Consider the following 16,416-nt stretch of genomic DNA (forward strand, 5'->3'; position numbering starts at 1 on the left):
AACCAGTGTTAATTAATTGTCTGGTCAGTCATAAAAAATCACTTTTGGTATATCCACGTCAATAACCTATTTTTGATCAGTGATGGGATTCCAGACTCGTTTATTGCCTTTCCGGCTTTTTTGCCTCTGTGGCCTTATGGGGCTACTGGTCGCTGCTTGTGAAGAGCCGGTGGATTTAGGTATTGAGATCGAAGAGCCCCAGTTGGTAATTTCCTCGAATTTTTTCCCCCAGGAACGCGTCAAGGTGCGCGTTACGGCCACGCAGTCGATTTTGACCGGAGGGGTAACCACCATTGATATTCGCAACGCGGAGGTTTCGCTATTTGAGGGGCATACCATGGCCGAAAAGCTCATGTACGTAGCCGGGGATGACAATAACCCGGGAACTTATCAGACAATGGAGTTCCGCCCCGTCGTTGGCAAAGACTACACGCTGCACGTAGCGGCTCCCGGTTTCGTACCCGTTAATGCCCAGAGTTCCATCCCGGATCCCGTACCCATCAAGAATCTTTCCGTCCGGCACCTCACCTCCAATTCGGTGGATGGACAAACCATCTACGATTATAAACTTCTCGTAGATTATGAGGATCCTCCCGGTGAAGAGAATTATTACGATCTGAGGATTACGCAGCTCGTTACGCCCTACGTGATCGCCTACAATGGGGATACCATCAAGATGCAACCCCAAACCGTTCCCATCAAGTATCTGGTGGACCCCAACCCCGACGATTTCAACGTAAGCCGGAGCATCCTTTTTCAGGATAAACCTGATCCGGCGGGGGTAGAATTGAGTCTGCAGAGTGTAATCGACCCTGCCCAGGTAATTCTGGGTGATCTGGTAGCGGAGTTACGAACCGTATCCATCGATTACTACGAATTCCAACGCAGCCTGGCCCGAAACCAGCAAGTCCCCACCGGCGGGATCAATGAGCCCACCCTGATCTACAACAATGTACGCAGCGGAGTTGGCATTTTTGCGGGCTACAACAGCGTCAGCGAAAGCGTGAGTTTACCACGATAGTTGTTTCTCTTCGCCCCTCCATCTTTCTTCACTTTCGAATCGGAACGATTTTACTCTTGGCCCAACCCGGTTGGGCTGACCCTTTTAATGGTGGGGCTGCTGGTGGTTTCACCAGAAGTGAAATCCCAGACGGCGATAATCCAGGATAAAGATGGTTGGACAAACCTTCGGAAGGCTCCGCACGGCAAGGCCGAAATAATTGGACAAGTCCCGGATAATGTGGCCTTCTGGTACGATGTAGATGATTATAGCGCAGGGGAAACCTGGATAAGCGTTTCGGTAAATGAGCAAATGTTGGGAGATACAGCCGCGGGTGAGGCTTTTATCCACCGCTCAAGGGTGCTTGATCTTCAGGACGCAGTCCCCTACACGGGGACGTCTTTTCAATTCCAATATGTACTCACCGAATTTAATCCGACGGGGAGGGAATTAACTTATCATCAAGACAGTATCCTCGTGGCCATTGACCAACAACGACCGTGGGGAACCGACGGTAATTTGCCTAAGGTGGCTGTTCGGGGGATAGAAGTCAGGATAAATGAAATGGAAATACCAATACCCTCATTGTGGTACGAGGACCTGTTCGAATGCTCCAATACTTACGAAGTGGTGAAAGTTGGCTCCACCTACTTTGTCCATCAGTGGAACAGTGACGGCGCCGGCGGGTATCAGGTCGTTTGGGTCATTGATGAGACCGGCGTTCGCCAAAGGTTGGTAAAGGGGATTTGAGCCCCACCACGAAAATGTCCGTAAAAGCCGGGGAGCTTTACTCCACCGCGGCGATACAGCTGATTTCCACGTTAACGTATTTCGGAAGGTTAGCGACTTCCACCAGGGCACGGGCGGGCGCCGTTTCGGGATTAAAGTAGCGGCTGTAGACGCCGTTGATCCGCCCGAAATTTTCCATATCGGAAACAAAAACGCTGCACTTCAATACCTGATCGAAGCTGGTGCCGGCGGCCTTGAGGATGGCCCCCAGGTTTTCCATTACCTGTTCGGTTTCCGTTTCGATGTCGGTGGTGATCAGTTCTCCGGTGGCGGGCTTAATGGCAATCTGGCCACTAACGTAGAGGACACCGCCATAAACGACCGCCTGGTTATAAGCGCCGACCGGGGCGGGGGCGTCGTCGGTCTGAATGATCTTTTTGGACATGGATGGAGAGTTGTTTTGCGGTAAGATAGCATGGAAACACGAATAGCCCACCGGTATTCACCGATGGGCTATCAAATAGTCTTAACGAGACGATTTAAGCGTCGCCTTCTGACATATCTTCTTCGACCGCTTCGGGAGCCTTCACGATCATGTTTCCGTTGTAGAACATATTACCTTCCGCGTCAAAGTAGGCACGGTGGGGCAGGTGCTGCTCACCGGTGGTTTGACATACGGTCAGGGTAGGCGCAGTGGCCTTGTAGTGGGTACGACGCTTACGCTTGCGTTGCTTGGAGATCCGGCTCTTAGGATGTGCCATGGCCTATTAAATTTTCGAGTTATATTCTTTGTTACTGACCGGGGTCAGGTTGATTTACAGGTCTTTGAGTACGTCCCAGGGACTGGGCTTTCCGTCATCTTCCGAATCCTGCTGGTCGTCATCGAAGGCCTCGGTAGAGGATTCAATGCGGGCCAGCATCTCTTCATCGCAGGGGTAGGGAGGTTCCCCTTCCCGGCATTCGAAGGTACGAATCATGGGAACGGCCAGCAATACCATCTCGTAGGCGTAGGGGGCTACGTCAAACAGGCTGGTATCCGGATGCAGGTAGATGAGTTCCCCTTCTTCTTCCAGTTCATCCGCATCGGGAGTGAACTTCACGAGCAAATGACGTTGATCTTCGATGGGCAGGTTAATGGCCGCCAGGCAGCGATCGCAGTCGGTACCAATGGTGCCGCTGAAGTCGAAACCCAGGGTCATTTCTCGCTGCTGCCGGTCTACCGTAAGCCGCAGTTGAACGTTGGCGTGGGCTACCGGAGAATTTTCGAAGGAAGCGAAAAAGTCATCATCAATCGTAAGATCATACGCATAATGGCCATTACCAAGCCCGCGGAGGGGTAAGATGAAGGGCGATTGAGCAGACATGAGCTGACGGTTTATGTCCGGTTATTAAGCCCGTTGGCACCGGAGGACGTTTCAAAGTGGGCGCAAAGATAAGGGTTTCTTGCGCATTGACAAAGAAATATACTGGTCTTTTCCAAAGTGTTTCCCGGGCCTGAGAAAACCAGGTCGCGCACGGAAACCGTTGGGAAGTTGACTAGCTGTCTCGGGTGAACAAGTATTGCGTACTGCCTCCCGTAGTGCTGGCGTTTCCTTCGTTGGGCAGGACCATTGCCTCCGTGTAGGACCAGCCATTGTCGATCAGGTAGTTAACGGCGTGCATGACGGAGTTGAAGCGGATGCGCTTCCCGTCGGCGGGATTGATAACCTCCATCTGGCGACGGCCTCCTCCCTGGATGCTCTGTCCGTAGTCAATAAAGATGGTGACCTTGTTGGACAGGAAGCGTTCCTGGGCGATCATACGGATCATCTGGATTTGTTCCAGGTTGTTGATGTTTACTCCGTCCACCACGACCTGAGCGGAAGCGGCCGCTGAGGCGCCGAAGACGAAGAGCAGAGCAAAAAGAATTTTCTTCATGGTTCGTTTTCTACTACAAATGATTTACCGATGGATTTCGGATATGTCAGTCGCCAAGTATAGGGTTTCCTTAACAAAATAGCGTTGTGTCGCCGACGTTTATAACGGTATGATGCATTCAATTTCTACTTTGCTCCTGATGCTGATTGGCCTTGCACCTGCGTCCTCGCCCCCGAATTTTCCGCCTCCGGGCTCCGAAAATCCGGTAGAATGGTTAGGAGAAACTACGGTTGACATGGGGGATTTACTCCACCATCAGGAAGGCATACACGTTTTTAAGTTCCGTAATCAGACGGAGGAAGCCTTGCTTATCGACAACATTAGAGTAGGGTGTGGCTGTACGGCCGCCGACTGGGCCGATAAACCGGTCGCCCCCGGGGAGGTCGGCGAGATTAAGGTCAATTATGATGCCGCCCGCGTCGGTTATTTTCGTAAATACGTCAAGGTGTACTTTCACGGTCACCGGGGAGCGCATAAACTGTGGCTTGAGGGTTTCGTCGAAGCGACGGAATAGTTTGTCGGCTTGGGCCGGGCAATGCGCCAGGCTTGACGTACCTTCGCGCCCTGGATAAAAGATCATAGTATGACGTGGTTAAGTTGGGTACTGCTCATTGGATACGTATTACTGAGTGCTGCCCTCTACCGTATTTTCCCCAAAGCCGGTCGGGAAGCCAAGCACGCCCTGATGCCCGGTTATAATATGTGGGTCACCGCCGAGATCGTCGGCCGCAAGGGCTGGCACAGTCTCCTGTTGTTGATTCCCTTTTTCAACGTATTTATCTTCGCCGGCTTGATGGTGGACCTCTGTCGGTCCTTCAACCGCTTCAACTTCTTTGAACACGTACTTTCGGTGGTCGTTTCCTGGGGCTACTTCGGTTGGCTGGGCGGTCAGGATGACCTGAAGTACCGCGGTCCGATTCTGACCGAAGAGCGGGAATACCGGCAGGCTCTGGCCGTGGCCCAGAAAACGGGCGACAAAAGGGAGGTGAACAAGGTGATCATGAAGTACCCAGCCTTTCAGAAAAGTGTGAGCCGCGATTGGGCCGAAGCGGCCATCTTCGCCATCTTCGCCGCGGCCTTTATCCGGCTGCTCCTGATTGAATCCTACATCATTCCTACGCCCTCTATGGAGGGCAACCTTAACGTGGGTGACTTTCTCTTCGTTTCCAAGATTCATTACGGACTGCGGCTCCCGGAAACCATCCTGATGGTACCCCTGGCCCACAACCGTATGCCCGTGGTCGGTGGTGAAAGTTACATTGACGGAGCTTCCCTGCCGTACCGCCGCCTTCCGGCCCTCGAAGCCATTGATCGGTTTGATCCGGTGGTCTTTAACGTCCCGGCGGGTGACAGCGTCTACCTAACGCCCCAAAGGACGTATTATCCCCACGACGTAAAGTTCCACAGCTTCGATTACATGACCGTGCCGGATCAGGTTTACCGGGGCATCACCACCGGTCAGATTCCCCTGATCACGCGACCACTGGACAAGCGCGATCACTACGTGAAGCGGGCCATCGGCCTGCCGGGCGAGCGACTGGAAATCAAAAATCGTGTAGTACACATCAACGGTGAACCCATCGACGACCCCGAGAACGTCCAGTTTTCCTACGTCGTCGGGTTTACGGGAGAACCCAATACCGCCCGTTGGTCCGATTGGGGCATTTCCCCGGAGGACTACGGTAAAGACCGGGAAGGAAATACGATCATGTTCCTCAACCAGGGCCAAATCGATAAACTGGAGGCCAACTACGAGGGCATCACCATTACCCCCCGCGACCAGTCCGATGGTGGTGGCGTTCGCCTTTACCCCCACGATAAGCGCTACTTCGACAACATGACCGTTGATGATTACGGCCCGGTCCTGATCCCGGAAAAAGGCATGACCGTCAAACTGGATGACCGGACCTTCGCCCTATACTGGCGTGCCATCCGGGTCTACGAAGACAATGATTTCGAGCGTCGGGGGAATGCCTTTTACCTGAACGGTGAAGAAGTAACCGAATACACCTTCCAGCAGGACTACTACTGGATGATGGGGGATAACCGCCACAACTCGGAAGACAGCAGAATCTGGGGCTTTGTGCCCGAAAACCACATCTTAGGTAAGCCGCTCTTCATCTGGTTCTCCGTCAAGGAAGGAAGCCTCTTCAACGGCGTGAACTGGAACCGGATCTTCCGCAGCGCCATGCGACAGGGGGAGTAGGGGATTTGGTCTGTTAGTCTGTTAGTCTGTTGGACTGTTAGAAGTTTTGGACCAAACAGGCCAACAGACTAACAGACCAACAGACTAAAGTACCAACAGACTAAGGTACCAACAGACTAAAGTACCAATTAAGCTCCCCAGCTATCCTCATCTCCTGCCGCGTACTGACTGACCTTGAGGTTAGCCGTAGCGCTGTCCGCCATGTAAGGATCGTCGAGGGGGAAGTCGTCGGTAGAGAGTTTTTGATCCTTGGCGAACCAGTCCTTACGCAGGTGGTCGGCCACGCGGATCGCGTTCGCAATGATGGTTAGGGTTGGGTTCGTTGCTCCCTGGGAGGGTTGGAAGCTGGCGTCCACGACGTAGAGGTTATCGAGGTCCCAGGCTTTGCAGTTGGGGTCCAGCACGCTGGTCTTGGGGTCGGTGCCGAACTGTGCGGTACCCGCCTGGTGCCAGGTGAACTCCAGTTCCTTGGTGGTGCGCAGAAATTCACTAAAGCCCATCTTTTCCAGATAGTTTTTCTGGAAGTGGTCCATAAACTCAAAGTGGCTCTCCCGATTGTTGGGCCGGTAGTTGAACTTGATTTGCTTGCCGGTCCACTCGATGCGGTTGCGGGGATCGGGCAGGTCCTCGCTGGTGAACCAGAAATCCACGGCGTATTTCTGAATCCGCTTGGCTTCCTCCACGCTCAGATTAAGGTCGGCGTAGTCTCCCAGGATTCGAGTGTAGTGGGCCTTGCCGGTGAGCTGGATGGTCCCCAGCGGATAGGGGTGCTCGGGACTGCCGTGATAAAAATCGTGCACCCCGAGGGTTTTCTGGAAGACGACGTCGTTGGGCTTGTCGGGGTCCATGGCCGAGATGCCACTCTGGTTGTGCTTGGTAAAGTTGCGGCCTACCTGATCGGAGGAATTGGCTACCCGGGATTTGAGCAATAGGGCCGCAGTGTTGATGGCCCCGCAGGAGACGATCACCAGATCGGCACTCAGGGCGAGTTTTTCTCCGTCCCGTTCCAGTTCGATCCGGGTAATTTTTCCGTTCTCTTCCACGAGGCGGTCTACCCGGCTGCTGGTCCACAGGCTCACGTTGGGGTGTTTGAGGGCTGGCCGCACCATGGCCGTCTCGGCGTCGGACTTGGCGTGAACCATGCAGGGGAAGGGGTCGCAGGTATTGCAGGCAATGCAGGGGCGCTTCCAGGGCTCGTCGATGTCCCGGTTCAGGGCGAGGTTGGAATGGTGGGGGTGGAGGCCGAGATCCTTCAGTTGCCCGGCAACTTCGGCGATGCGGCCCTCGTGGGGAAAGGCGCGGAAGGGAAAGGGGCCACTGGCCCAGCCCTCGGTGGGGTCTTCACCGCGGTTGCCGTGTATTTTCATCAGGTGTTCGGCCATCATGTAGTAGGGCTCGAATTCGTCGTAGCCTACGCACCATCCGGGACTGACGCCGCCCTTATGCTGCTGCTCCTCAAAGTCTTCGGGGCGCTGGCGGTGGAGTAGGGCACCGTACATTTTGGTGTTGCCCCCCACGCGGTGGTAGACGATGGGTTTCACCGTCTGACCTTCCGGGCCAAGCCATTCCACGGGGGCCTTGTAGCCGTCGGGACCAAAAATGAAGTGGGGGTCCCAATTGCGTTTTTCCCGGGGCAGGAAGGTGCCCTGTTCAAGGATGAGAATTTTTTTGCCGGTGTCCGCAAGGGCGTAGGCCATGGTGCCGCCGCCCGCACCGGAGCCGATAATGATGACGTCGAAATCGTTGGGCATAAGATCAAGTAAGTGGAGGGAAGAGAGTCTTTACCGTTCAAAGGAAATTCTTGCCGGATGGTTCATGGGCAATTGGTATGAAAGGGCGACGGTCCCGAGTTCCGTAACTCGTCGGGATCACCAATTGCAAGGAGAATGCGGCGGAGCGCAGGTGCCCGGTTTTGGGTTTGGCCGTGTTGCCCGTAGAGACAAGGCATGCGGTAGAGACAAGGCATGCCTTGTCTCTACGGTAACCCCTTGCGGACGTGCCCTGTCTCCGTAACATTGCCCCACCCAAATTCACCGCACCTGCGCGCAGGCGCCCAACCGTTAGCAAACCGTTAACAAAGTTTCAATATCCATTGGCCGAATGACCGCGTTTGTTGATTGATCTTTGTAATCGACAAGGATTTACGGATCTTTGCGAATCAATTTCAGGACCCTCCCCGGAGGATCATTCAATAACGGATTAATTTTTATCCACATGCTTAAGCAAATCTTTTCCCTCGTGGCGGTTTTCGCCCTTGCTTTCACCGTTTCCAGCTGCCAGCAGGGTAACGACGACGTACGTGCCGCTGCCGCTGAGGCCGTTGAGACGGTAACGCCCGCCAACCCCGCTGCCGCTCAGCCCAACCAGCCCAACGTAGCGGTTCCCGCTGGCCCCATCACCACGATGGCCTTCCAGGAAAACGGCACGTTTGACTTCGGTACGGTTACCGAAGGTGAGATCGTAAGCCACACCTTCAAGTTCACGAACACCGGTTCCGAGCCCCTGATCATCAGCGACGCCAAGGGATCTTGCGGTTGTACCGTTCCTTCCAAGCCCACGGCTCCCATCGCTCCCGGTGAGGAGGGTGAAATCACCGTTCAGTTCAACTCCAAGAACAAGAAAGGTGCCCGCAACCAGAAGGTTACCGTTACGGCCAACACCAACCCCGCTCAGACGTTCATCTACCTGACCGGTACGGTAAACCCCGATCCCGCTGCCGTAACGCAGTAAGGAATCTGATCGCTGAGGCGATAGCTTCGGCCTAAAGACATAGCGCCCCATTCACCAACCGGTGGATGGGGCGCTTGCTTTTTGGTAAAACTGCTTGCCGGTTAAAACCCAGCTCCGCACTCATCCGTTACCCCCCCAACGCAACTCACTTCCATGACCTGGACCAGGACGCTCGCCGACTACCTTTCACTGGTGAAATTCTCCCACACCATTTTTGCTCTGCCGTTTGCGCTGCTGGGCTTTTTCCTGGCGGTGCTCGATGAGGGAGAATTGAGTTGGCGCAAATTCGCCCTGGTGGTGGCCTGCATGGTGTTTGCCCGATCGGCGGCCATGGCCTTCAACCGCTGGTTGGACCGCGACATTGACGAAAAGAACCCCCGCACCGCCGTGCGGGAAATTCCCTCCGGCATCATCACCAGTAAATCGGCCCTGCTGTTCGTCGTGCTGAATTCCCTGCTCTTCATGGCCGCCGCCGGACTGCTCAACCCGCTCTGCCTCATGCTCTCTCCCGTGGCCCTGCTCGTCATTCTGGGGTACAGCTACACGAAGCGGTTTACCTACCTCTGCCACTTTGTGCTGGGCCTGGGACTGGCGCTGGCCCCGATCGGCGCCTACCTGGCCGTAACCGCCCAGTGGAGCCTGCTGCCGGTACTGTACGGCATCGTGGTGCTCCTGTGGGTGTCTGGATTTGACATTATTTATTCCCTGCAGGACGAAGAATTTGACCGGGAGCAGGACCTCTTTTCCATTCCCGTCCGCATGGGGAAACGCAGCGCCCTGCTGCTGGGCCGAATGATCCACGTGGTTTGTGGAGGGGTGCTGATGATGATTCTGGGTTTTCAGGCGGTACTGTACCCCGAATTTTCCTGGCTCTGCCTGCTGGCCGGCGGCATATTTATCGCTGCCCTCATCTACCAACATACCCTGGTTACTCCCCAGGACCTCAGCCGCGTCAACCTGGCCTTCTTTACCACCAACGGACTGGCCAGCCTCATTTTTGGGGTCCTCAGCATACTGGACATCTACGTCTAGGCCCCAATCCTCAATCCTAGATCCTTAATCCTAGATCCTCAATCCTCAATCCTCAGTCCTCAGTCCTGACCCCTCCTTCCCCCGCCTGGGCCTTCAGCTGCTCGGCCACTTCGTGCCCCAGGTAGCGGTCGATGAGCCCGTGGGCCCAGTAGATGACCGGCGTCAGCAGCACCGCCAGCGTGAATTTATAGGCGTACTGAACGGTTGCCACCGCGAAAATGCGGGACCATGGCCAGGGATCATTGACGCCCCCCACGAGCTCGGGCCCCAGTTTGAAGGCAACGATCAGCACCACGAGGCTGTCCACCAGCTGGCTGACCAACGTGGAGCCGGTGGCCCGTAACCAGAGCTTCTTTTCTCCGGTACTCTTACGGATTTGCTGGAAGACGGTAACGTCCGTCAGCTGTGCCAGCAGAAAGGCCATGAGGGAGCCGACGATGATGAACAAGCCCTGGCCGAAGGTGACCAGAAAGGCCGCCTGGCTATCGGGAACGCCCCGTTCCTGGGATTGGGTGACCCACCAGTCCGCCGGAGCCAGCTGAATGGCGAAATAGATCATGACGAAGGCGTACAGGATCAGGCCGGCGGCAAGAAAGCTGAGCAGCCGTACGCCACGTCTACCGTAGTACTCATTGAGCAGATCGGTCATGACGAAAACGACGGGCCAGAGCAGTACCCCCGCGGAAAATTGCAGGGCACCGACTTCCCCGAAGAGGTTGAAGTCCCAGGGAGGGATGCCCAGGGTATCTTCGAGGGCGAAGATTTTTACCCCAATCAGTTCTGCCACCAGGGCATTGGCGACGAAAAAGCCGGCAAGGATAATGAAAAGTCGCCCGGGGCGGTAAGTGATGACGTCGGTGAGGGCGTTCGGGGCATCCTGCGGATCGCTGGCAGCCATGATATGATATTTGGTAAGCAATACAAGCGGGTCGTAGAAAGGTTTTTTCGACCCGGATCCGATTGGTGTAAAAACCGGACCAAGATAATTCCAACGTTATTTGATTACTTTACGTCTACTACCAAACAACCCCTTCGGCATTTCATGCGCACCCTATTGTTTTTGCTGTTTCTCTTCCTGGGCCTCGGGGCCATGGCTCAGCCCTATCAATCCCGAATCCATTACAAGGTCAACCTTGGGGATACCACCCAGTTGCACCAACTGATCCTGCTGGATTACACCAAATTACTCGGCACGGTCATGGAGGTCCGCTCGGATTCCATTCGGATGCAGGTCCGCTCGGTCCGGGAAGAAGTAATGGTTCCGACCCATGAATTGCGGTTCATCGGAGTGTTCAACAGTACGGTCGCCCGGGAATATACCAGCATGCAACCCGCCGGGTTTTCGGACCTGACCTACGAACGTACGGCCCTCCCGTTTACGTCCAAAACCCAGCTTCGGGTCATTAACCTGATCTACGCCGTAGTCGAACGAAACATTGGAGATAATTTCCAGATCGGTATTGGTCTGGCCGGCCCCCTGGGGCTGCTGACGACCCAGAAACTAAGGTTTCAGGTGGCCCCCAAGGTCAACGTCGGCCTTTCCAACCAGTTCCTTCTGCCTCCCTTTTCCCAGGGCTTCAACAGTAATGGACTGCTGGCGCTGGGCGACGTATCCGGCATCGTCACCTTCGGGGACGAGCGACGCTTCCTCAACCTGGGCACGGGCCTGCTCTACAATACCGATGAGTTTGGGGGAGAAGCCTGGAGCTACCGGATGGCCGTGGGCGGACAGCTGAGTCCGCGGTGGCACGTCTACACCGAAGTGGTGCTCGCCCTGGAGCGGGAAGATAATTTTGACCCCTTCGATCCCTTTGACCGGCAGCTGACCATGCTGCCCTCCATCAACGCCAGCCTGGCCGGCCGGCGCCACCGCTGGCAGTTCGGCATCTTCACGCTGTTCCTGGACGAAGACGACTTTTTTCCGCCCCCCTTACCCTACGTCGGATACAGCCTCTACTGGTAAGGTATGCCCTAAAAGGGTACGCCGGCAGACTCCGTTTCCTTCCGGAAGAGTTCCTGGACTTTCCCCAATACCGAGCTTTCCGCCCGGTTAACGATTTCCCGCTGGTCAATGGCCCGCACCCGGGTAAGTTCGCCCATGGTGCCGGTGGTAAAGACCTCGTCGGCCACGTAAAATTCGGTGACGGACATCCGCTTTTCCACGGCGGGGATGCCATTTTCCCGACAGAGCCGAAGGACGGTTTTCCGGGTGATGCCCGGCAGGCAGAAATCCGCGTGGGGAGTATACACCGTGCCGTCGTGTATGGCGAAAACGTTCACGCCATTGGCTTCGGCCACGTAGCCGTCCTTGTCCAGCATGAGTCCGGCGTCGGCTCCGGCATTATTGGCTTCAATCTTGGCCAGAATGTTGTTGATCAGGTTGTTGTGGTGAATCTTGCTGTCGATGCTCATCGGGCTGTTGCGGCGCACCGAACTGGTGATGAGGGTGATGGACTCCGGATATACGGGGGGCTTGTGCTCGGCCAATACAATCAACGAGCAGCCCGCCTGGTTGAGCCGAGGGTCCATCCCGGAGGTGATCTTTACACCCCGCGTGAGGGTGAGCCGGAGGTGGACGCCGTCGGTCATGTGGTTGGCCCGCAGGGTTTCAAAAATTGCCTGCCGCACGGCTTCTCGTGTCGGTACGCCCCGAAACAACATCGCGTGCGCGGAATCAAAGAGGCGATCCAGGTGCTCCTCCAGGGAAAACACGCGACCGTTGTAGACCCGGATGCCCTCCCAGACGGCATCCCCTCCCTGGACGCTACTATCGAAGACACTGACCTTCGCCTCGTCACGATGGAGTAGCTTGCCGTCTATGTACACCAGCAGGTCTTTGTTGGCGGGGTTAAATTGCTGTAGCATGAATTGGATTTGTGAAAGTAAAGGTTCGAAATAAGGAGAATCAGAGGGCTTCGGCCAGCATTTCTTCGTAGAGTGGGGCACACTGAACGGCGATTTTCTCCAGGGCCGGAGTAAGGTCATAGGTTTTCTCACGGTAGGGCTGAAAACCGGTGCTCTTGTGCACATTGGCGTACCAGTGTGGCGCCCAGACGCCATCTTCCGGTCGGGCGCCCGCTTCCCAGCTGAGCATGTTTTGCTGAAAGGGCAGTCCCACCCGCTCACAGAGCGTGGCCAGGACTTGACGGGGTTGCAGTAGCAATTTCCTGGCGTCCACTACGGCCGCCAATCCGCCTTCGGCCTTTAGTTGTCGGAACAGCTCCATCTGCTGTGGGATGCCGACGTCTGCGGCAGTGGGGGCCTTCACCACCTTGCTGAAGGAGGCCAGAATGGCCCGGGGATCCCGAATGAGGAGTACGTTGATCATCCGGGGCAGAAAGTCGCGGTCCAGCGCGACCAGGTGGTGGGTCATTTGCTTGAAAATAACCGCTTTCGGACCGAAATCATGCCGTAGCATCCACCGGACCACCGCCTCGCCGTCCTGGGGCTGGCTCTTCAGGATTTCCGCCCGCCCGGGGTGGACGGCCTCGGTGGGTTGATTCACCAGGTAGTGTGCGTAAAGTGGTTCGTCGACTACCCGGCAATCTTCGCGTTGCGCGAAGCTGTACATGATGGCGGTGCTGATGTTGCGGGGTGAGGACCAGAGGTTTATTCTGAGCTGGGTGTTCAAGGTTGGGCATTTATGAAAGTGGAAAAATAATGCTCCAATTGGCCAAAAAAAGGGGACGATTGGGAGGATTATTCCCGAACGAATGCAAAAGTAGCCTATATTTGTTCCGTATAGCGTCTCTCAACGCGATATCTGCGCCTTGTCTCCTTCGTGGGGGCAGGGCGTTTGTCATCAGGCCAGGAACCTGGTGTCTCCCGTGGCCCGCAAACCGTGTACGGTGGCGCAGGAATGCACCGGCAGCACCCCCACGAGATCTCCCACACGCACTTCCGCCCGCAAACTTTCTGGTAGGTGAATCGTCCCGTGCTCCTGGCTGAGCTTGGTCACCGTACCCATCGGTCGGGAGGTATCCCACTGACCATCCTGGTTAAGCAGGACCATCCGGCCATAAATTGTGGGCCCGGAGGGCAGGTGCAAACTATCCTTACCCAGTTGTACCCAGCCACCGTGAACGATAATCTCCTCTCCCTTGTGCTGTACCACCGGCACGGCCGCACAAGCGGCAATGTCCCCTAAACCACAGGAGCCAAGTTGCACCTGGGTCAGATCGTAGTAGATGAAGTTGCCCGGTCCGATGCGGTCGATGCCGCGGAATTCCTCCTGGGTGCTGCAGGCGGGCGTGTCTCCGATGGCCATGATCGGGTGGAGGTCGCTGAACGCCGATTGCAGTTCTCCGAGCCTGTCGAGGAGTTCCTGGTGAACGGCCGCTATTTCCGGAATCGTTTTGGCATCGTAGGTGTGTCCGCTATGGACGTAAAACCCCCGGAAGCGGTGGTGTCCCGCTGCGCGGATGATGCTGCGCACGCTGGCGTGATCCCGCCAGGAAACCCCGGAACGACCGTAGCCAGCATCCACTTCTATGAAGTACCCCAGCGGAGCCGATAGTTCTGCGGCAAGTTTGGCCGCCCCTTTGGAGTCCACGAGGAAAAGGGACAGCTCCACACGCTGCGACAGTACTTGAAGTTCCCCGATTTCCCGAGGGTTGAAGGGCATGGCGATGGCGATCTTCTGCCAGCCGCCCGCCGCAAAGAAGCGGGCCATCCGTAAGCTGGTGACTGTGATTTCTTCGATGCCGTACTCCCGGCACCAGGCTCCGACTTCCAGGGACTGGTGGGTCTTGAAATGCGGACAGAGCGCCAATCCGTGGCGGTTGGCGCGGGCCGCCATGCGTTCCAGGTTGGCACGTACGCGTCGTTCGCTGACGAGCAGGGTAGGGGAAGTGACCGTTTCAAGCATGGGGTAAATGTAAAGAGGCCGTAGCGGAATCCGCTACGGCCTCTTGCCAAATTTCGTGTCGTTTTGAGCTTGATTGGAATTTAATAATCGACCTCCATTTGGCCTTTTTTGACGTTAGCTTCATTGGGGAAATCCTCTTTTAGCGGTGCTAAACTCCGGGTTCCCCGCCTTGCTACCACCAAAAAAATCTCAAATTCGGCCAGATGACCAAAATCCATACAAGCTCATATCTGACCTAGCGTCGGAAGGGATCCGAGACCGATTCATTGGTGGCCAGGGTTTCGTCCGTGGCCATTTCGAGGAAGTCAATCAGCGCCTGCTTATCCTGCTCGCTGAGGTTGAGGCGACGCACGTTGCCAAAGGCATTGCGGAGATTGTGGTGAAGGTTGGGGTGCTCCACGATGTTTTCGCTGTAGTGATCGATCACTTCGCGCAGGGTAGCAAAGCGGCCGTCGTGCATGTAAGGGCCGGTCAGGGCAACATTGCGCAGGAAGGGAACCTTAAAGACACCGGCCTCGAACTCGTTGCCGGACAGGTCGCCGAGGCCCTTGTCGGTGTAGCTCATTTCCAGGCCGTTGTTGGCCACGTTGACGGTGGGTTCCGCCAGGTTGGCTCCGTGACAGCTCGCACAATTTTGGTTGAAGAGTTCCCGCCCCCGCAGTTCCGAAGCGGTGAACCGTTGTTCTAATTGTTCCCGGCTTTCGAAGAACTCCCGGTTGGCGAGGTCGTCAAAGCGGGTGTTCATGGAAGTGATCGAACTGGTAAATTTCTCCAGGGCCAGGGTAATCCGCTCGGGCGTGAGTTCTTCCGTGCCGAAGGCCTTAAAGGAAAGGATTTTGTAGAGTTCCTGACGGCGAAGGTCCTGGGAGAGTTCCACGAGATCGCGGCCCATCTCAATTTCGTCCTGGATGGTGGCCGTACTTTGCTCACTTACGGTGCCCGCACGTTCGTCCCAGAAAAACTTCACCCGGCCCTGCACGGCCCGGCTTTCTTCATCGCCCGTACTGCCGTAACCGCTGACGGCCGGCGCGAAGGTGGGAACGGAGCCCAGTGCGATGGAATTTCGTTTGGTGACCGCGCCATTGATGCCCTTGGAGAAGGCCAGGTCATCGGAGAAGGCAATTTCCTGCTTGTGGCAGGTGGCACAGCTGGTCTCTCCGGTAGCGGACAGCTGGGTATCGTAAAACAGTACCCGGCCCAGGAGGGCCTTGCGGGCATCGGAACCCGTGGTGCGTACGTCGCTTACCCCCGCAAACCGACCAATGTGACTGGGCACCTGAGTGACCGGAAGGTTGATGTGCTGAGAAATGTCGAGACTTTGCCGGAGGACATCCATCTCCTGGTCGGAGAAGGACAGCGAGGTCGGATGACTACGTCCTTCTTCGGTGGGCGTTTCAATGGTGGTTTTTTCTTCGAGGCACCCGGAAAGGACCAACAGGAGTCCTACCGGCATCAATAGGGGTAAAAGACGTTTCATAGACTGGGTATTTGCATCAAATTTACCAACAGCGTCATGGAATTGCAACGCCATTGTCAGTTAACGGTCAGTTAAAAGACGCAGAAAGCCGGTCATTCGTTGGCGTTTTTCAGGATTTAACGAAAAAAGCTGCTAGGTAGGTCGTCGGCCGAGACGCGAGGTACGAGCTGGCTCGTCCGCCGACCGGAGGGAAGGAGGAGGCTGAGGAGAAGGAAGTAGGAAGAAGGAAGAGGGAAGTAGGAAGAAAGAAGAAGGAAGAAAGAAGAAGGAAGAAGGAAGAGGGAAGAAGGAAGAGGGAAGAGGGAAGAGGGAAGAGGGAAGAATAATAACCTGGAGCTCCCCACAATAGTAGACAGCTACTTCTGATTGACTTGGTTACTATTTTTAACCAATCAACTCGATGAGATGTCGAAAATGAGGAAACAATTTACCAAAGAAGAGCGGCTTGAAATTGTCAA

Annotated in this window: 17 protein-coding genes; 7 read left to right on the top strand and 10 right to left on the bottom strand. The window is 55.7% G+C overall.

Annotated features, from left to right (window positions below):
- Positions 1 to 82 precede the first annotated feature (82 nt).
- Positions 83 to 1,021 (top strand): DUF4249 domain-containing protein, encoded by a 939-nt coding sequence (locus E1J53_RS10295; RefSeq protein WP_134272842.1) that lies wholly within the window; start codon positions 83 to 85, stop codon positions 1,019 to 1,021.
- Positions 1,022 to 1,750, top strand: coding sequence for a hypothetical protein (locus tag E1J53_RS10300; protein ID WP_134272843.1), 729 nt, complete (start codon positions 1,022 to 1,024; stop codon positions 1,748 to 1,750).
- A 37-nt stretch (positions 1,751 to 1,787) separates the two neighbouring features.
- Here E1J53_RS10300 and E1J53_RS10305 read toward each other — a convergent pair whose 3' ends face one another.
- From E1J53_RS10305 to E1J53_RS10320, 4 genes are all read right to left on the bottom strand, one after another.
- Positions 1,788 to 2,174, bottom strand: coding sequence for a Rid family detoxifying hydrolase (locus tag E1J53_RS10305; protein WP_134272844.1), 387 nt, complete (start codon positions 2,172 to 2,174; stop codon positions 1,788 to 1,790).
- A 94-nt stretch (positions 2,175 to 2,268) separates the two neighbouring features.
- Positions 2,269 to 2,490, bottom strand: a complete 222-nt coding sequence (gene rpmF / locus E1J53_RS10310) for a 50S ribosomal protein L32 (RefSeq protein ID WP_134272845.1) — start codon at positions 2,488 to 2,490, stop codon at positions 2,269 to 2,271.
- Positions 2,491 to 2,544: 54 nt separating this feature from the next.
- Positions 2,545 to 3,093 (bottom strand): DUF177 domain-containing protein, encoded by a 549-nt coding sequence (locus E1J53_RS10315; RefSeq protein ID WP_134272846.1) that lies wholly within the window; start codon positions 3,091 to 3,093, stop codon positions 2,545 to 2,547.
- A gap of 172 nt (positions 3,094 to 3,265) precedes the next feature.
- A complete protein-coding gene (locus E1J53_RS10320; RefSeq protein WP_134272847.1) occupies positions 3,266 to 3,646 on the bottom strand; it encodes a hypothetical protein in 381 nt (126 codons plus the stop codon).
- Positions 3,647 to 3,755: 109 nt separating this feature from the next.
- Between E1J53_RS10320 and E1J53_RS10325 the strand changes: the two genes are divergently transcribed.
- Both E1J53_RS10325 and E1J53_RS10330 read left to right on the top strand, forming a co-directional pair.
- Complete coding sequence (locus E1J53_RS10325) at positions 3,756 to 4,160, top strand: DUF1573 domain-containing protein (RefSeq protein ID WP_134272848.1); 405 nt, start codon at positions 3,756 to 3,758, stop codon at positions 4,158 to 4,160.
- Positions 4,161 to 4,229: 69 nt separating this feature from the next.
- Positions 4,230 to 5,852 (top strand): S26 family signal peptidase, encoded by a 1,623-nt coding sequence (locus tag E1J53_RS10330; protein ID WP_134272849.1) that lies wholly within the window; start codon positions 4,230 to 4,232, stop codon positions 5,850 to 5,852.
- A 128-nt stretch (positions 5,853 to 5,980) separates the two neighbouring features.
- Here E1J53_RS10330 and E1J53_RS10335 read toward each other — a convergent pair whose 3' ends face one another.
- Positions 5,981 to 7,603, bottom strand: coding sequence for a GMC family oxidoreductase (locus E1J53_RS10335; protein WP_134272850.1), 1,623 nt, complete (start codon positions 7,601 to 7,603; stop codon positions 5,981 to 5,983).
- A gap of 463 nt (positions 7,604 to 8,066) precedes the next feature.
- On the opposite strand from E1J53_RS10335, the gene E1J53_RS10340 reads away from it, so the two are divergent.
- Positions 8,067 to 8,582, top strand: coding sequence for a DUF1573 domain-containing protein (locus E1J53_RS10340; protein WP_134272851.1), 516 nt, complete (start codon positions 8,067 to 8,069; stop codon positions 8,580 to 8,582).
- Positions 8,583 to 8,735: 153 nt separating this feature from the next.
- Complete coding sequence (locus tag E1J53_RS10345; protein WP_134272852.1) at positions 8,736 to 9,614, top strand: UbiA-like polyprenyltransferase; 879 nt, start codon at positions 8,736 to 8,738, stop codon at positions 9,612 to 9,614.
- A gap of 52 nt (positions 9,615 to 9,666) precedes the next feature.
- On the opposite strand, the gene E1J53_RS10350 is transcribed toward E1J53_RS10345, so the two are convergent.
- Complete coding sequence (locus E1J53_RS10350; protein ID WP_134272853.1) at positions 9,667 to 10,512, bottom strand: queuosine precursor transporter; 846 nt, start codon at positions 10,510 to 10,512, stop codon at positions 9,667 to 9,669.
- 144 nt (positions 10,513 to 10,656) lie between these two features.
- Here E1J53_RS10350 and E1J53_RS10355 point away from each other — a divergent pair, with 144 nt between their 5' ends.
- Positions 10,657 to 11,577, top strand: a complete 921-nt coding sequence (locus tag E1J53_RS10355) for a hypothetical protein (RefSeq protein WP_134272854.1) — start codon at positions 10,657 to 10,659, stop codon at positions 11,575 to 11,577.
- 8 nt (positions 11,578 to 11,585) lie between these two features.
- Here the strand turns inward: E1J53_RS10355 and E1J53_RS10360 are convergent, their stop codons facing one another.
- From E1J53_RS10360 to E1J53_RS10375, 4 genes are all read right to left on the bottom strand, one after another.
- Entirely contained in the window at positions 11,586 to 12,479 is an 894-nt protein-coding gene (locus E1J53_RS10360) for an aminotransferase class IV (protein WP_134272855.1), read from the bottom strand.
- A 40-nt stretch (positions 12,480 to 12,519) separates the two neighbouring features.
- Complete coding sequence (locus E1J53_RS10365; RefSeq protein WP_253931377.1) at positions 12,520 to 13,245, bottom strand: hypothetical protein; 726 nt, start codon at positions 13,243 to 13,245, stop codon at positions 12,520 to 12,522.
- 171 nt (positions 13,246 to 13,416) lie between these two features.
- The gene (locus E1J53_RS10370; RefSeq protein WP_134272856.1) at positions 13,417 to 14,481 is read right to left on the bottom strand and encodes an alanine racemase; all 1,065 of its coding nucleotides are present in this window, start codon (positions 14,479 to 14,481) and stop codon (positions 13,417 to 13,419) included.
- Positions 14,482 to 14,716: 235 nt separating this feature from the next.
- A complete protein-coding gene (locus E1J53_RS10375; RefSeq protein WP_173021431.1) occupies positions 14,717 to 15,958 on the bottom strand; it encodes a cytochrome-c peroxidase in 1,242 nt (413 codons plus the stop codon).
- Positions 15,959 to 16,416: the final 458 nt, after the last annotated feature.

Origin of the sequence: Lewinella sp. W8, assembly GCF_004375085.3 — a bacterium.
Classification (GTDB): Bacteria; Bacteroidota; Bacteroidia; order Chitinophagales; family Saprospiraceae; genus Neolewinella.

What these genes read in the sequence shown, in the direction of transcription:
- E1J53_RS10340 (WP_134272851.1), top strand. Translation starts at nt 8,067, where the DNA reads ATGCTTAAGCAAATCTTTTCCCTCGTGGCGGTTTTCGCCCTTGCTTTC.
- E1J53_RS10305 (WP_134272844.1), bottom strand. Translation starts at nt 2,174, where the DNA reads ATGTCCAAAAAGATCATTCAGACCGACGACGCCCCCGCCCCGGTCGGC.
- E1J53_RS10360 (WP_134272855.1), bottom strand. Translation starts at nt 12,479, where the DNA reads ATGCTACAGCAATTTAACCCCGCCAACAAAGACCTGCTGGTGTACATA.
- E1J53_RS10325 (WP_134272848.1), top strand. Translation starts at nt 3,756, where the DNA reads ATGATGCATTCAATTTCTACTTTGCTCCTGATGCTGATTGGCCTTGCA.
- E1J53_RS10315 (WP_134272846.1), bottom strand. Translation starts at nt 3,093, where the DNA reads ATGTCTGCTCAATCGCCCTTCATCTTACCCCTCCGCGGGCTTGGTAAT.
- E1J53_RS10375 (WP_173021431.1), bottom strand. Translation starts at nt 15,958, where the DNA reads ATGAAACGTCTTTTACCCCTATTGATGCCGGTAGGACTCCTGTTGGTC.
- E1J53_RS10330 (WP_134272849.1), top strand. Translation starts at nt 4,230, where the DNA reads ATGACGTGGTTAAGTTGGGTACTGCTCATTGGATACGTATTACTGAGT.
- E1J53_RS10350 (WP_134272853.1), bottom strand. Translation starts at nt 10,512, where the DNA reads ATGGCTGCCAGCGATCCGCAGGATGCCCCGAACGCCCTCACCGACGTC.
- E1J53_RS10335 (WP_134272850.1), bottom strand. Translation starts at nt 7,603, where the DNA reads ATGCCCAACGATTTCGACGTCATCATTATCGGCTCCGGTGCGGGCGGC.
- E1J53_RS10355 (WP_134272854.1), top strand. Translation starts at nt 10,657, where the DNA reads ATGCGCACCCTATTGTTTTTGCTGTTTCTCTTCCTGGGCCTCGGGGCC.
- E1J53_RS10295 (WP_134272842.1), top strand. Translation starts at nt 83, where the DNA reads ATGGGATTCCAGACTCGTTTATTGCCTTTCCGGCTTTTTTGCCTCTGT.
- rpmF (WP_134272845.1), bottom strand. Translation starts at nt 2,490, where the DNA reads ATGGCACATCCTAAGAGCCGGATCTCCAAGCAACGCAAGCGTAAGCGT.
- E1J53_RS10345 (WP_134272852.1), top strand. Translation starts at nt 8,736, where the DNA reads ATGACCTGGACCAGGACGCTCGCCGACTACCTTTCACTGGTGAAATTC.
- E1J53_RS10370 (WP_134272856.1), bottom strand. Translation starts at nt 14,481, where the DNA reads ATGCTTGAAACGGTCACTTCCCCTACCCTGCTCGTCAGCGAACGACGC.
- E1J53_RS10320 (WP_134272847.1), bottom strand. Translation starts at nt 3,646, where the DNA reads ATGAAGAAAATTCTTTTTGCTCTGCTCTTCGTCTTCGGCGCCTCAGCG.